This is a genomic window from Streptomyces pseudovenezuelae (assembly GCF_029892565.1).
GTDB classification, from domain to species: Bacteria; Actinomycetota; Actinomycetes; order Streptomycetales; family Streptomycetaceae; genus Streptomyces; species Streptomyces pseudovenezuelae_A.
The window spans coordinates 358,001-371,317 of sequence record NZ_JARXVH010000004.1 but is presented as its reverse complement, the minus strand read 5'-3'; the positions used below and the strand labels follow the sequence as shown (position 1 = coordinate 371,317).

12 protein-coding genes are annotated in these 13,317 nt (G+C 72.1%); 10 read left to right on the top strand and 2 right to left on the bottom strand.

Annotated features, from left to right (window positions below):
* Positions 1-20 precede the first annotated feature (20 nt).
* The 8 genes from M2283_RS14520 to M2283_RS14485 all read left to right on the top strand — a co-directional run bounded on the left by M2283_RS14520 (position 21) and on the right by M2283_RS14485 (position 8,597).
* Complete coding sequence (locus M2283_RS14520) at positions 21-1,097, top strand: nitronate monooxygenase (protein ID WP_280876602.1); 1,077 nt, start codon at positions 21-23, stop codon at positions 1,095-1,097.
* Positions 1,094-1,846 carry a 16S rRNA (uracil(1498)-N(3))-methyltransferase gene (locus M2283_RS14515; RefSeq protein ID WP_280876601.1) on the top strand — a complete coding sequence of 251 codons (753 nt, stop codon included), beginning with the start codon at positions 1,094-1,096 and terminating at the stop codon, positions 1,844-1,846. Before M2283_RS14520 ends, M2283_RS14515 begins: the two co-directional genes overlap by 4 nt.
* Positions 1,847-1,866: 20 nt before the next feature.
* On the top strand, positions 1,867-2,259 hold the full coding sequence (locus tag M2283_RS14510; protein WP_280876600.1) for a VOC family protein: 393 nt from the start codon (positions 1,867-1,869) through the stop codon (positions 2,257-2,259).
* Positions 2,260-2,363: 104 nt separating this feature from the next.
* Entirely contained in the window at positions 2,364-2,924 is a 561-nt protein-coding gene (locus M2283_RS14505; RefSeq protein WP_280876599.1) for a hypothetical protein, read from the top strand.
* Positions 2,925-2,997: 73 nt separating this feature from the next.
* A complete protein-coding gene (locus M2283_RS14500) occupies positions 2,998-6,195 on the top strand; it encodes a S41 family peptidase (RefSeq protein WP_280876598.1) in 3,198 nt (1,065 codons plus the stop codon).
* A gap of 118 nt (positions 6,196-6,313) precedes the next feature.
* A complete protein-coding gene (locus M2283_RS14495; RefSeq protein WP_280876597.1) occupies positions 6,314-6,667 on the top strand; it encodes a histidine triad nucleotide-binding protein in 354 nt (117 codons plus the stop codon).
* 14 nt (positions 6,668-6,681) lie between these two features.
* On the top strand, positions 6,682-7,587 hold the full coding sequence (locus M2283_RS14490; protein ID WP_280876596.1) for a ribonuclease Z: 906 nt from the start codon (positions 6,682-6,684) through the stop codon (positions 7,585-7,587).
* A gap of 20 nt (positions 7,588-7,607) precedes the next feature.
* On the top strand, positions 7,608-8,597 hold the full coding sequence (locus M2283_RS14485) for an adenosine deaminase (RefSeq protein ID WP_280876595.1): 990 nt from the start codon (positions 7,608-7,610) through the stop codon (positions 8,595-8,597).
* Positions 8,598-8,608: 11 nt separating this feature from the next.
* Here M2283_RS14485 and M2283_RS14480 read toward each other — a convergent pair whose 3' ends face one another.
* Complete coding sequence (locus M2283_RS14480) at positions 8,609-9,850, bottom strand: MFS transporter (RefSeq protein ID WP_280876594.1); 1,242 nt, start codon at positions 9,848-9,850, stop codon at positions 8,609-8,611.
* Between the two features lie 209 nt (positions 9,851-10,059).
* A complete protein-coding gene (locus M2283_RS14475) occupies positions 10,060-10,854 on the bottom strand; it encodes an IclR family transcriptional regulator (RefSeq protein WP_280876971.1) in 795 nt (264 codons plus the stop codon).
* A 159-nt stretch (positions 10,855-11,013) separates the two neighbouring features.
* Between M2283_RS14475 and M2283_RS14470 the strand changes: the two genes are divergently transcribed.
* Together M2283_RS14470 and M2283_RS14465 are read left to right on the top strand one after the other, a co-directional pair.
* Entirely contained in the window at positions 11,014-11,910 is an 897-nt protein-coding gene (locus tag M2283_RS14470; protein ID WP_280876970.1) for a 5-dehydro-4-deoxyglucarate dehydratase, read from the top strand.
* Positions 11,907-13,196: a glucarate dehydratase family protein gene (locus M2283_RS14465; RefSeq protein ID WP_280876593.1), complete on the top strand. Its 1,290-nt coding sequence runs from the start codon at positions 11,907-11,909 to the stop codon at positions 13,194-13,196. Before M2283_RS14470 ends, M2283_RS14465 begins: the two co-directional genes overlap by 4 nt.
* The last annotated feature ends 121 nt before the right edge of the window (positions 13,197-13,317 follow it).

Genomic DNA, 13,317 nt, shown 5'->3' with positions numbered 1-13,317 from the left:
GGACGTGACAACATGCCGTCATGTCCTCCGCACTGACCGATCTCTTCCCTCACCCGATCGTGCAGGCCCCCATGGCGGGCGGCGTCTCCGTGCCGCGGCTCGCCGCCGCCGTGTCCGAGGCCGGCGGGCTCGGGTTCCTTGCCGCCGGGTACAAGACGGCCGACGGCATGTACCAGGAGATCAAGCAGATCCGAGGGCTCACCAACCGTCCCTTCGGCGTGAACCTGTTCATGCCGCAGCCGGACAACGCCGACCCCGGCGCCGTCGAGATCTACACCCACCAGCTGGCCGGCGAGGCCGCCTGGTACGAGACCGAGCTCGGCGACCCGGACAGCGGCCGGGACGACGCCTACGACTCGAAGCTCGCGGTGCTGCTCGACAACCCGGTGCCGGTGGTCTCCTTCCACTTCGGCATCCCGAGCCGGGACGTGCTGGACTCGCTGCGCCGGGCCGGCACCTTCACCGTGGTCACCGTGACCACCGCCGAGGAGGCCCTCGCGGTGGAGCGGGCCGGTGCCGACGCGGTGATCGCGCAGGGCGTGGAGGCCGGCGGTCACCAGGGCACCCACCGGGACATCCCGGAGAACGACGGCTCCGGCATCGGCGTGCTCTCCCTGGTCGCCCAGGTCCGCGAGACCGTCACCCTGCCGATCCTCGCCGCCGGCGGCATCATGCGCGGCGGCCAGATCGCCGCCGTCCTCGCGGCGGGCGCGAGCGCGGCCCAGCTCGGCACGGCGTTCCTCGCCACCGCCGAGTCCGGCGCCAACGCCGTCCACAAGCAGGCGCTGACCAACCCCCTGTTCGTCCGTACGGAACTGACCCGCGCCTTCTCCGGCCGCCCCGCCCGCGGCCTGGTCAACCGCTTCATGCGCGAGCACGGCCCCTACGCTCCCGCCGCCTACCCGCAGGTCCACCACCTCACCTCGCCGCTGCGCAAGGCCGCCGCCAAGGCCGGCGACGCGCAGGGCATGGCGCTGTGGGCGGGACAGGGCCACCGCATGGCCCGCGAACTGCCCGCCGGCCAGCTGGTGGAGGTCCTGGCGGCCGAACTCGACGGAGCGAAGACAGCGTTGTCGGGCAAGGGCGGCTTCCGGTGACCGCGCCCGTGTTCGTGGTCGACTCCCTGGCGGGCGTGGGCCCCGGTTCGGTCGTCGAGGTGGCAGGACCCGAGGGACGGCACGCGGTCTCGGTACGACGCCTGCAGCCCGGCGAGGACGTGGTGCTGACCGACGGGCTGGGCCGAGGGGCCGCCGGTGTGGTCCTGCGGACCGAGGGCAAGGACCGCCTCCTCGTCGAGCCCTCCGACTTCCCGGTGGAACCCGAACCCGCCCCCCGCATCACCGTCGTCCAGGCCCTCCCCAAGGGCGACCGCGGCGAGTTGGCCGTCGAGACGATGACCGAGACCGGCGTCGACGCGATCGTCCCCTGGGCGGCCGCCCGCTGCATCACCCAGTGGAAGGGCGAGCGCGGACTCAAGGCCCTCGCCAAGTGGCGGGCCACCGCCCGCGAGGCCGGCAAGCAGTCCCGCCGGCTGCGCTTCCCGGAGGTCGCGGACGCCTCGACGACCGCCCAGGTTGCCGCACTTCTCGCCAAAGCCGACTTCGCCGCCGTCCTGCACGAGGACCGTGCCTACGGCAGCGACCCGCTGGCCACCGCCGAACTCCCCGCCACGGGCGAGATCGTGCTGGTCGTCGGCCCCGAAGGCGGTGTCTCCCCCGAGGAGTTGGCGCGCTTCGAGGACGCGGGCGCGAAGGCCTACCGCCTCGGGCGTAGCGTGCTGCGTACCTCGACCGCGGGCACCGCGGCGACGGCCCTGCTCCTCGGCCGCACCGGCCGCTGGTCCTGATCGACCTCCGGGGGAACCTCATGGAACTCGCCCAAGTCCGCCTCCTCGTCAGCGACTTCGCCGCCTGCTACCGCTTCTACGCCGAAGTCCTCGGCCTCAAGCCGCAGTCGGGCGCGACCGAGGGGCCGTACGAGAAGTTCAGCCCGGCCATCGGCTCGGCGGGCATCGCCCTCCAGGACCGCGTCATGATGGCCGAAGTCCTGGGCGAACTCGGCGACTCGGCCACCGGCCACCGCTCCCTCGTGGTCCTGCGCGTGGACGACCTGGACACCTACTGCGCCCAGATCACCGAGCGCGGCGCGACCCTCCTGCACGGCCCCGCGGCCCTGACCGACCGCATGCGCGTCGCCCATCTCAAGGACCCCGAGGGCAATCTGGTGGAACTTCAGGAGTGGTTGCTGCTGCGCGGCTGACGGTCACCGGGCGGGTGTTCGGGTCCGGCAGCTTGTCCGTGAGCCTCCCAAGGTGACCGCATGCGGTCTACCGTGGTGCCGTGCCAAGTGGCAGGCTGCCCTCCATGGGGGCATTGAGGCGGATTTGGTTCCGGCCGCGCGGGCCGCGGGTGCTGGCCGTGGCCGGGCTCGTGGTGCTCGGTGTCGGCGGGGCCGTCGGGTGTGATCCCAACGGGTTGAGCGCCGCCTCGGTGGCGTACACGACCGACCAGACCGCGACCAAGGAGCTGGAGCGGAAGAACGTCGACGTGCAGTGGCTCAGCTGCACCGCCAACTACGGCAACGACAAGGCGTACACGCCCGGGAAGACGGCTCCCTCGGCGAGCGAGACGACCGTCGCCAACGTGGACTGCCAGGGCGAGACCAAGGACGGCAGGGACATCACCGTCACCGGGACGGTCACCCGGGCGGTGAACGGGTCGTGCGTGCGCGGTCAGTTGGTCGCCAAGGTGGGCGGCAAGGAGTGGTTCCGGGTGAACGGGCTCGGCAACTGCAACGCCACCCCGTCGCCGGTCAACCCGCCCGCCACCTACCAGCAGCCCGGAGAGCCCACGGTCACTGTGACCGTCACGCGGACGATCTACTGCCAGGGCGACCCCAGTTGCTGGCCCGTCGAAGGCAAGTGACCCGGCCGGACGGTCGGCAGGCAAGTGATCCAAACCCCTGTGCCTGGTGAGCGCGGCTGCATAGAGTGATCGGGTGACACAGTCCGCGACCCACGCCTATATCCGGTATCCGCATCCGCACGGCGACTCGGTGGCGTTCACCGCCGAGGACGACGTGTGGCTCGCTCCCCTCGACGGCGGCCGGGCCTGGCGGGTCAGCGCCGACAACGTGCCGGTCAACCACCCGCGCATCTCGCCCGACGGCACCACCGTCGCCTGGACCTCCAGCCGTGACGGCGCCCCCGAGGTGCACGTGGCCCCGATCGACGGCGGGGCCGCCAAACGCCTGACGTACTGGGGGAGTTCGCGCACCCAGGTGCGCGGCTGGACCCCGGACGGCGAAGTCCTCGCGATCAGCACCCAGGGCCAGGCGAGCCTGCGCCGCAGCTGGGCGCGGGCAGTACCGCTGGACGGCGGACCCGCCACCACCCTGCCGTACGGACCCGTCGGCGATGTGGCCTTCGGACCGTCCACCGTCCTGCTGTCCGCGCCGATGGGCCGCGAGGCCGCCTGGTGGAAGCGCTACCGGGGCGGCACCGCGGGCAAGCTGTGGATCGACCCGGACGGCGACGGCGAGTTCGTCCGCCTGCACGAGGAGTTGGACGGAAACCTGGAGAACCCGGTGTGGGTGGGGGAGCGGATCGCCTTCCTCTCCGACCACGAGGGCGTCGGCGCCGTCTACTCCTCGCTCGCCGACGGTTCCGACCTGCGCCGCCACACACCCGTCGACTCCTTCTACGCAAGGCACTTGGCGGGCGACGGCAGCCGGCTCGTCTACGTCAGCGCCGGCGAGCTGTGGACCCTCGACGGCCTCGACGCCGAGCCGCGCCGCCTCGACATCCGGCTCGGCGGACCGCGCGCCGACCTCCAGCCCTTCCCCGTGAACGCGGCCCGCTGGTTCGGCTCCGCCCACCCCGACCACACCGCCCGCGGCAGCGCGGTCGCCGTCCGCGGCGCCGTGCACTGGGTCACCCACCGCGCCGGCCCGGCCCGCGCGCTCGCCGCCGAACCCGGCGTCCGGGCCCGTCTGCCGCGCACGTTCCGCGCCGACGGCGAGGAACACGTCGTCTGGGTGACCGACGCCGAGGGCGACGACGCCCTGGAGTTCGCCCCCGCGACCGGCACCGCCCCGGGCGCCACCCCGCGCCGGCTCGCCGCCGGACAGCTCGGCCGGGTCCTCGACCTCGCCGTGGCCCCCGACGGCAGCCGGGTCGCCGTCGCCGCGCACGACGGACGGGTCCTGCTCGTCGAGCGGGACAGCGGCGAGGTCCGCGAGATCGACCGCAGCGCCGACGGCAATGTCTCCGGGCTGGTCTTCTCGCCCGACTCCGGTTGGCTCGCCTGGTCGCACCCCGGCCCGCGCCCGCTGCGCCAGCTCCGCCTCGCCAACACCACCGACCTGTCGGTCACCGAGGCCACCCCGCTCCGCTTCCGCGACTACTCCCCGGTCTTCACGCTCGACGGCAAGCACCTGGCCTTCCTGTCGGCGCGCTCCTTCGACCCGGTCTACGACGAGCACGTCTTCGACCTGGCCTTCGTCGGCGGCTCCCGACCGCACCTGATCACGCTGGCGGCCACCACCCCCTCCCCGTTCGGACCGCAGCGCCACGGCCGGCCCTTCGAGGCCCCGGACAAGGACGAGACGCCCGACAGCGAGGGCGCCCCCAGCACCCGGATAGACCTCGAAGGGCTCGCCGACCGGATCGTGCCCTTCCCGGTCGAGGCCGCCCGCTACACCACCCTGCGCGCGGCCAAGGACGGCGTGCTGTGGCTGCGTCACCCGGTTCGCGGTGTCCTCGGCGCCTCCCGGGCCACCCCGGACGACCCCGACCCGCGGACCGCGCTGGAACGGTACGACCTGGTCCAGCAGCGCATCGAGCACCTCGCCTCCGACGCCGACCACCTCGCGGTCAGCGGCGACGGCAAGCGGGTCCTGCTGTGGACCGACGGCAAGCTCAAGGTCGTCCCCAGCGACCGGCGGGCCTCCGGCGACGACGACAGCGACACCAACATCACCGTCGACCTCAGCCGCGTCCGCCAGACCGTCGACCCGGCCGCCGAGTGGCGCCAGATGTACGCCGAGACCGGCCGCCTCATGCGGGACAACTTCTGGCGCCCGGACCTGGGCGGCGTCGACTGGGACGGCGTACTCGACCGCTACCGCCCCGTCCTGGAGCGCGTCGCCACCCACGACGACCTCGTCGACCTCCTCTGGGAGGTACAGGGCGAGCTCGGCACCTCGCACGCCTACGTCACCTCGCGCGGCGGCCACGGCGACGGCGAGCGCCAGGGCCTGCTCGGCGCCGACATCTCCCGTCACGAGGACGGCAGTTGGCGCATCGACCGGGTGCTGCCCGCCGAGACCTCCGACCCCGACGCCCGCTCCCCGCTCGCCGCGCCAGGCGTCGCGGTCCGCGCAGGCGACGCGATCGTCGCCGTGGCCGGCCGCCCCGTGGACCCGGTCACCGGCCCAGGCCCGCTCCTGGTCGGCACGGCAGGCAAACCGATCGAGCTGACGATCCTCCCGTCCGGCGGCGGCGACCAGCGCCACGCGGTCGTGGTCCCCGTCTCCGACGAGGAGCCCCTGCGCTACCACGCCTGGGTGGCCGACCGCCGCGCCTACGTCCACGAACACTCCGACGGCCGCCTCGGCTACCTCCACGTCCCCGACATGCAGGCCCCCGGCTGGGCCCAGATCCACCGCGACCTCCGTATCGAGGTGGCCCGCGAGGGCCTGGTCGTCGACGTCCGCGAGAACCGCGGCGGCCACACCTCCCAACTCGTCGTCGAGAAACTGGCCCGCCGCATCGTCGGCTGGGACGTCCCCCGCGGCGTCCGCCCCTACAGCTACCCCGAGGACGCCCCCCGCGGCCCCGTCGTCGCCATCGCCAACGAGTTCTCCGGCTCCGACGGCGACATCGTCAACGCCGCCATCAAGGCCCTCGGCATCGGCCCGGTCGTGGGCACCCGCACCTGGGGCGGAGTGATCGGCATCGACAGCCGCTACCGCCTGGTCGACGGCACCCTCGTCACCCAGCCCAAGTACGCGTTCTGGCTTGAGGGTTACGAGTGGGGAGTGGAGAACCACGGCGTGGATCCCGACGTGGAGGTCCTGCAGAGGCCGCAGGACTGGGCGGCGGGCAGGGACCCGCAACTGGACGAGGCGATCAGGTTGGCACTTGAGTCCCTGGAGACCAGTCCCGCCAAGACGCCGCCGGGTCTGCCGACGTAAGGGGCGCGGGGCTGTATCGATTTGCGGCTCCGCCGCGTGGGCGCGCTCAGCCACAAACCACCCGTACCCGACGACGATACGATGCCCCGTATTCGATCAATCTGCTGAGGAGCGGCGCATGCCAGGAGACCCCCAGGCCGACTGCCTGTTCTGCAAGATCGCCGCAGGACAGATCCCGGCCACCATCGTCCGTGAGACTCAGACCACCGTCGCGTTCAGGGACATCAACCCCCAGGCCCCCACCCACATCCTGGTCATCCCCAAGGCCCACTACACGAACGCCGCCGAACTCGCCACCGCCGAACCGGCGATCGCCGCCGACGTACTGCGCGAGGCGGGCGAGATCGCCGCCGAGGAGAAGCTCGACAGCTACCGGATCGTGTTCAACACGGGCGCCGGCGTCGGCCAGACCGTTTTCCACGCCCACGCGCACCTCATGGGCGGCCGAGGCATGACCTGGCCCCCCGGCTAGGCAACCAAGCCGCCATGTCCGTACGCGAACTCGTGGTGCTGGGCACCGCCAGCCAGGTCCCCACCCGCCACCGCAACCACAACGGCTACCTCCTCCGCTGGGACGCCGAAGGCATCCTCTTCGACCCCGGCGAGGGCACCCAGCGCCAGATGCTCCGCGCAGGCGTCGCCGCGCACGACCTGAACCGGATCTGTGTCACGCACTTCCACGGCGACCACTCCCTCGGCCTCGCCGGCGTCATCCAGCGCATCAACCTCGACCGCGTCCCGCACGAGATCACCGCGCACTACCCGCGCTCGGGCCAGCACTTCTTCGAGCGCCTGCGCTACTCCACCGCCTACCGTGAGACGGTCGGCATCACGGAGGCCCCCGTGGACACGGACGGCGTGTTCGTCACCACGCCCTCCTACACGCTGGAGGCCCGCAAGCTCTCCCACCCGGTCGAGTCCTACGGCTACCGCCTCACCGAACCCGACGGCCGCCGCATGCTCCCCGACCGCCTCGCCGAGCACGGCATCAAGGGCCCGGACGTGGGCCGTATCCAGCGCGAGGGAGCCATCGGCGACGTCACGCTCGACGACGTCAGCGAACCGCGCCGAGGCCAGCGCTTCGCGTTCGTCATGGACACCCGCCTCTGCGACGGCGTGCACGTCCTCGCCGAGGGCTGCGACATGCTGGTCATCGAGTCGACGTTCCTGGACGAGGACGAGCAACTCGCCGTGGACCACGGCCACTTGACCGCCGGGCAGGCGGCGACGGTGGCGCGCGACGCGGGCGTAAGGCATCTCGTCCTCACGCACTTCAGTCAGCGCTACTCCGATCCCGACGAATTCGAGCGGCAGGCGCGGGCGGCGGGCTACGAGGGTGAGCTGACCGTGGCGCACGATCTACTGCGGGTGCCGGTTCCGAAGCGCAGATAAAACGCCCGTACGATACTGCGATGCCCCTCCCCAAAGCCGAACTGCACCTGCACATCGAAGGCACCCTGGAGCCGGAACTCGCTTTCGCCCTCGCCGCCCGCAACGGCGTCGAGCTGCCCTACGCGGACACCGAGGAACTGCGCAAGGCGTACCTCTTCGACGACCTCCAGACCTTCCTGAACCTCTACTACGAGCTGATGGCCGTCCTGCGCACCGAGCGGGACTTCGAGGACCTCGCCAACGCCTATCTCGCCCGCGCCGCCGCGCAGGGCGTACGGCACGCGGAGATCTTCTTCGACCCGCAGGCGCACATCGCGCGGGGCGTGGCCATGGGCACGGTGGTGGAGGGCCTGTGGCGGGCGCTGGGGAGCAGCGAGACGAACCACGGCGTCTCCACCCGCCTCATCCTGTGCTTCCTGCGCGACGAGTCCGCCGACTCGGCCATGCGGACCCTGGAGGCCGCGAAGCCGTACCTCGACCGGATCGTCGGCATCGGCCTCGACTCGGCCGAGGTCGGCCACCCGCCGGTGAAGTTCCGCGAGGTGTACGAGGCCGCCGCCGAGCTGGGTCTACGACGCGTCGCGCACGCCGGTGAGGAGGGCCCGCCGGAGTACATCACCGAGGCCCTGGACGTCCTCGGCGTCGAGCGCGTCGACCACGGGCTGCGCTGCATGGAGGACGCGGAGCTGGTGGCACGCCTGGTCCGGGACCGCATCCCGCTGACCCTGTGCCCGCTGTCCAACGTCCGGTTGCGCGCGGTGGACGTCCTGGCCGAGCACCCGCTTCCCGCGATGCTGGACGCCGGTCTCCTCTGCACGGTCAACTCCGACGACCCCGCCTACTTCGGCGGCTACGCGGGCGACAACTTCGATGCCGTGCGCTCGGAGCTGGGACTGACCGAGGACCGGTTGCGCGAGCTGGCCCGCAACTCGTTCGTCGCGTCCTTCCTGGAGGACGACGAGGAGTTGCGGGCCAGGTACCTGGCCGAGGTCGACGCGTACGAGTTCTAGACGTACGTGTTCTAGGCGGCCGGTGTCGTGTCGTAGGTGTGCGGCGCGGGATTCTCCACCGGGATCGTCTCGACCGGGATCTCGATGCCAGGGCTCTCCATGACCGGGATCTCGACGACCGACAGCCGCCTCCTGCCGAAGCGCAGCGCGACCGCGGTCATCGGTACGGCGATCACCAGCAGCCCGACCGCCAGGATCGCCCCCATCGCCGGGAACCCGGCCCGCGCGGCCAGCACGCTCCCCGCCAGCGGTCCCGCCGCCGTCCCCAGTGAGGACGCCGCGCCGACCAGGACCGCCCAGCGGCCGCGCGGGTCGAGGCAGGCGGCGAGGCCGATGACGTACGACAGGACGACCGGGTAGAGCAGGTTCCAGGCGATCTCGCCGGTCGCGAAGGTCGTCAGGTCGCTCGCGGACGCGCTCAGCAGGATGCACAGCGAGATGACGGCCGTACCGGCACCGATGGGCAGCGCGTGGCCCAGGCGCGGGCCGAGTGCGCCCGCGACCGTCACGCCGAACAGCCCAGCGCCGAGCGCCACCGCGAAGACCGCGCCGACGGTGGTCTCCGTCAACCGCGCCTGTTCCAGGCCGATCCGGCCGCTGACGCCCCACAGGGAGTTCTGCACGAGGGACCAGCAGGGCATGGTGACGGCGAGGAGCAGACCGGCGCGGAAGTGCGGGAGGCGGCGGCTGCCGCCGAGTACGGACTGCGTTGCCGCCGTGCGCAGCGGGAGCCGGCCGGTGAAGGGCCACACGAGCAGCGCGGTCAGGGCGATCGCGGCGAGTGGCCGGCCGTGGCCCGGACCGAGGTGCGGGACCGTCAGATAGACCGCGCCGGCGAGCGCGGAGACGCCGAGCAGGCCCACCGTGGTGGTGCGGTGCGGGTCGGGTTGGGCGGCGATTCCGGTGGCGGCGACCGTGGTAGCCGTACCGGAGCCGAAGCCGCCGACCAGCGCGCCCACGACGACGGCGGGAACGGCGTTGGTGAGGGCGGCCGTGCCGTAGCCGAGGACGGCCAGGGCGAGGCCGATGCGGGCGAGGGTGCGGGGGCCGACGCGATCGACGCGGGCGGCCAGTACGAAGCCGGCGGCGGCCGAACTCAGCAGCAGCGCACTGCCGAGGGCACCGGCCTGCGTGGCGCTCAGCGGCAGCCCGGAGTCCAGTCGGCCGACGGTGGTCGGAAGGAGGTAGGGAGCGAGGTACCCGGCCGTGAAAAGGGCGACGAGGGGCCAGGCGATGGTGCGGGGGGCGAACACGGGCGTTCCCAGGGCATGCGAAAGAAGCGGCTCAAGAAGGGGGTTGGGCGCAGGCCGTCGACGGACAGGAACGCGCGAGGAATTTGCATCAAGCACGCGGTTCCGGAAAGAAGCCGGGGGTGTGTGATGTGGCGCACGTTGTGTTTGGGGCGGGGGAGGTCGGGTAGCGGAGAGCGACGCCGACGTGAACTCAGCCTGTCCGGCCGGCGCTAACGCCAGTCCACCGCGCCGCCGGCCGCAGGCGCCCCCGCCTCGATCTTGGCCCTGATCTCCCGCATCACCGCCACGATCCGCTCCTCGTGCTCCGCCGTCAGCCGGGCGACCGGTACCGAGCAGCTGATCGCGTCCTGGGCGGGGACGTCGTAGCGCAGGGCGAAGCCGAAGCCGACTATGCCGAGGACGCCCTCCTCGCGGTCGATCGAGTAGCCGCGGGCGCGGATCAGGGCGAGGTCGGAGGCGAGGGACTCGCGGGTCGTGCGGGTGTTGGGGGTAAGGGCCTCGTACGGTTCCTCGGGCAGTTCCTCGTCCGGCCGCTGGGCCAGCAGTGCCTTGCCCAGCGCGCCCACGTGCGCCGGCAGCCGCCGCCCGACCCGCAGGATCGTGCGCAGGTACTCGTGCGACTCCCGGGTCGCGAGATACGCCACGTCCCGGCCGTCAAGGCGTCCCATGTGGATCGTCTCGCCGAGCGCCACGGAGGCCTCGTCGAGATACGGGCGTACGGCGCGCACGCGCGGGTCGGAGTCGAGGTAGCTGGTGCCGGTGAGCAGGGCGTGGATGCCGATGCCGTAGAGCGAACCGGTGACGTCGGTACGGACCCAGCCCCTGCTGATCAGGGTCTGGAGCAGCGCGTACATCGAGCTGCGCGGCACGCCCAGCTCGTCGGCGAGCTCCTGGAGGCGCGCGGGGCGGTCGCCGCGCGCGGCGAGCAGTTCGAGCAGCTCGACGGTGCGCGCCGCGGACTTCACCTCGCGGACGCCGCCAGCCTCACTCCCGGTCTCCGGCATGAGCCGATCGTAAACGGACATGACCGGACCATTGACGCCCAAGGTTCACCTATCTAATCTTCATCTGCATACATGGATAGCATCTACATAGGGAGATGAACGAGGGTGAGCCTCGACAGCGACCTCGGCAGGGACACGGTCCGGCGGCTGCGGGACGGCATGGCACGGGGCGTGCTGTCGTTCCCGCTCACCAGCTTCCACGACGACGGCTCGCTTGACCCGGAGGGCCTCCGCGCCCATGTCGCGGCGCAGATCGCCACCGCCCCCGGCGCCGTCTTCCCGGCCTGCGGCACCGGCGAGTTCTTCTCGCTGGACGAGGACGAGTACCGCCGGGTCGTGGCCGTCACGGCCGAGGAGGCGGCCGGCCGGTTGCCCGTCGTGGCCGGCATCGGATACGGCTGGGCGCAGGCCGTACGGTTCGCGCGCATCGCCGAGGAGTCCGGTGCCGACGCCCTCCTGGTCCTGCCGCACTACCTCGTCGCCGCCCCGCAGGACGGCCTGGTCGCCCAGCTGGAGCAGATCGCCGCCCGCACCTCGCTGCCGCTCATCGCCTACCAGCGCGGCCAGGTCGCCTTCGGGATCGACGCGTTCAGGCGGATCACCGAGATCCCCGGCGTCATCGGCCTCAAGGACGGCCACAGCGACCTCGACCGCCTCCAGCGCCTCACCCTGGCCGCCCCCGAGGACTTCCTCTTCTTCAACGGCGCCTCCACCGCCGAGATCCAGGCCCGCGCCTACGCCACCGTCGGCGTCCCCTCCTACTCCTCCGCAGTCCACGCTTTCGCCCCCGAGATCGCGAACGCCTTCTTCGCCGCGCTGAACGCCGGCGACGACGGCACGGTCGACAAGCTGCTGCGCGGCTTCTACGTCCCGCTCGTCGAACTCCGCGACCGGGTACCGGGATACGCCGTCTCGCTGGTCAAGGCCGCGGCCCGGCTGCGCGGCCGTCCCGTCGGCCCCGTCCGCGCCCCGCTCACCGACCCCTCGGCCGCCGACCTGGCCGACCTCAAGACCCTCCTCGCCACCGGCCTCGACCTCGTAGGAGCCACCCTGTGAACCCCACGATCACGGACGTCCGGCTGACCCCGATCCTCATCGCCGACCCGCCCCTGCTCAACACCCAGGGCGTGCACCAGCCGTACACCCCCCGGCTGATCGTCGAGGTGGAGACGGCCGACGGGATCACCGGCGTCGGCGAGACGTACGGCGACACCAAGTACCTGGAACTGGCCCGGCCGTTCGCCGAGAAACTGAAGGGTCGTCAAGTCACCGATCTGAACGGCCTGTTCACGATCGCCGACGAGGTCTCCGTGGCCGACGACCGGGTCTCCGCGCAGGTCGACGTCGGCGGACTGCGCGGCGTCCAGACCGCCGAGAAGCTGCGCCTGTCCGTCGTCTCCGGCTTCGAGGTCGCCTGCCTCGACGCCCTCGGCAGGACGCTCGGCCTGCCCGTGCACGCGCTGCTCGGGGGCAAGCTGCGGGACGCCGTCGAGTACAGCGCGTACCTGTTCTACAAGTGGGCCGACCACCCGGTGGGCGTGGCCTGCGAGAAGGACGACTGGGGTGCCGCGATCGACCCGGCGGGGGTGGTCGAACAGGCGCGGAAGTTCAAGGAGCGGTACGGGTTCACCTCGTTCAAGCTCAAGGGCGGGGTCTTCCCGCCGGAGGAGGAGATCGCGGCCGTACGGGCGTTGGCCGAGGCCTTCCCCGGGCATCCGCTGCGCCTGGACCCCAACGGCGCCTGGTCCGTGGCGACTTCGCTCAAGGTGGCGCAGGAGGTGGGCGACCTCCTGGAGTACCTGGAGGACCCCGCCCTCGGTACGCCCGCCATGGCCGAGGTCTCCGCCGGGACCGACGTGCCGCTGGCCACCAACATGTGCGTGACGACCTTCGCGGAGATCAAGGAGGCGTTCACGAAGGACGCCGTCCAGGTCGTCCTCTCCGACCACCACTACTGGGGCGGCCTGCGCAACACCCAGCAACTCGCCGCCGTCTGCCGCACGTTCGGTGTCGGGGTGTCCATGCATTCCAACACCCACCTGGGGATCAGCCTCGCCGCGATGACCCACGTCGCGTCCACCGTCCCGAACCTCCACCACGCCTGCGACTCCCACTACCCCTGGCAGTCCGAGGACGTCCTCACCGAGCGCCTCACCTTCGACGACGGCAAGGTCGCCGTCTCCGACGCACCCGGCCTCGGCGTCCAACTCGACCACGACAAGCTGCGGTTGCTGCATCAGCGGTGGCTCGACGACGACGGTTCGCTGCGCGAGCGGGACGACGCGGCGGCGATGCGGATCGCGGAGCCGGGGTGGCAGACGCCGAGCGTGCCTCGCTGGTAGCCGCCGGGCGGGAGCGTGACGGCCGGATCCGGACGCGGGCGACGGCCGGGCGCGATCGCGGTGCCGGCGGGTCGGCACGCGGTGGACCTGCGACTCCCCTCCCCGGCGCGACCCACGGGCA

Bases quoted from the DNA above. Each gene is read 5' to 3' on its own strand.
- M2283_RS14520 (WP_280876602.1), top strand. From the start codon at position 21: ATGTCCTCCGCACTGACCGATCTCTTCCCTCACCCGATCGTGCAGGCC.
- M2283_RS14510 (WP_280876600.1), top strand. From the start codon at position 1,867: ATGGAACTCGCCCAAGTCCGCCTCCTCGTCAGCGACTTCGCCGCCTGC.
- M2283_RS14505 (WP_280876599.1), top strand. From the start codon at position 2,364: ATGGGGGCATTGAGGCGGATTTGGTTCCGGCCGCGCGGGCCGCGGGTG.
- M2283_RS14495 (WP_280876597.1), top strand. From the start codon at position 6,314: ATGCCAGGAGACCCCCAGGCCGACTGCCTGTTCTGCAAGATCGCCGCA.
- M2283_RS14490 (WP_280876596.1), top strand. From the start codon at position 6,682: ATGTCCGTACGCGAACTCGTGGTGCTGGGCACCGCCAGCCAGGTCCCC.
- M2283_RS14485 (WP_280876595.1), top strand. From the start codon at position 7,608: ATGCCCCTCCCCAAAGCCGAACTGCACCTGCACATCGAAGGCACCCTG.
- M2283_RS14475 (WP_280876971.1), bottom strand. From the start codon at position 10,854: ATGCCGGAGACCGGGAGTGAGGCTGGCGGCGTCCGCGAGGTGAAGTCC.
- M2283_RS14470 (WP_280876970.1), top strand. From the start codon at position 11,014: ATGGCACGGGGCGTGCTGTCGTTCCCGCTCACCAGCTTCCACGACGAC.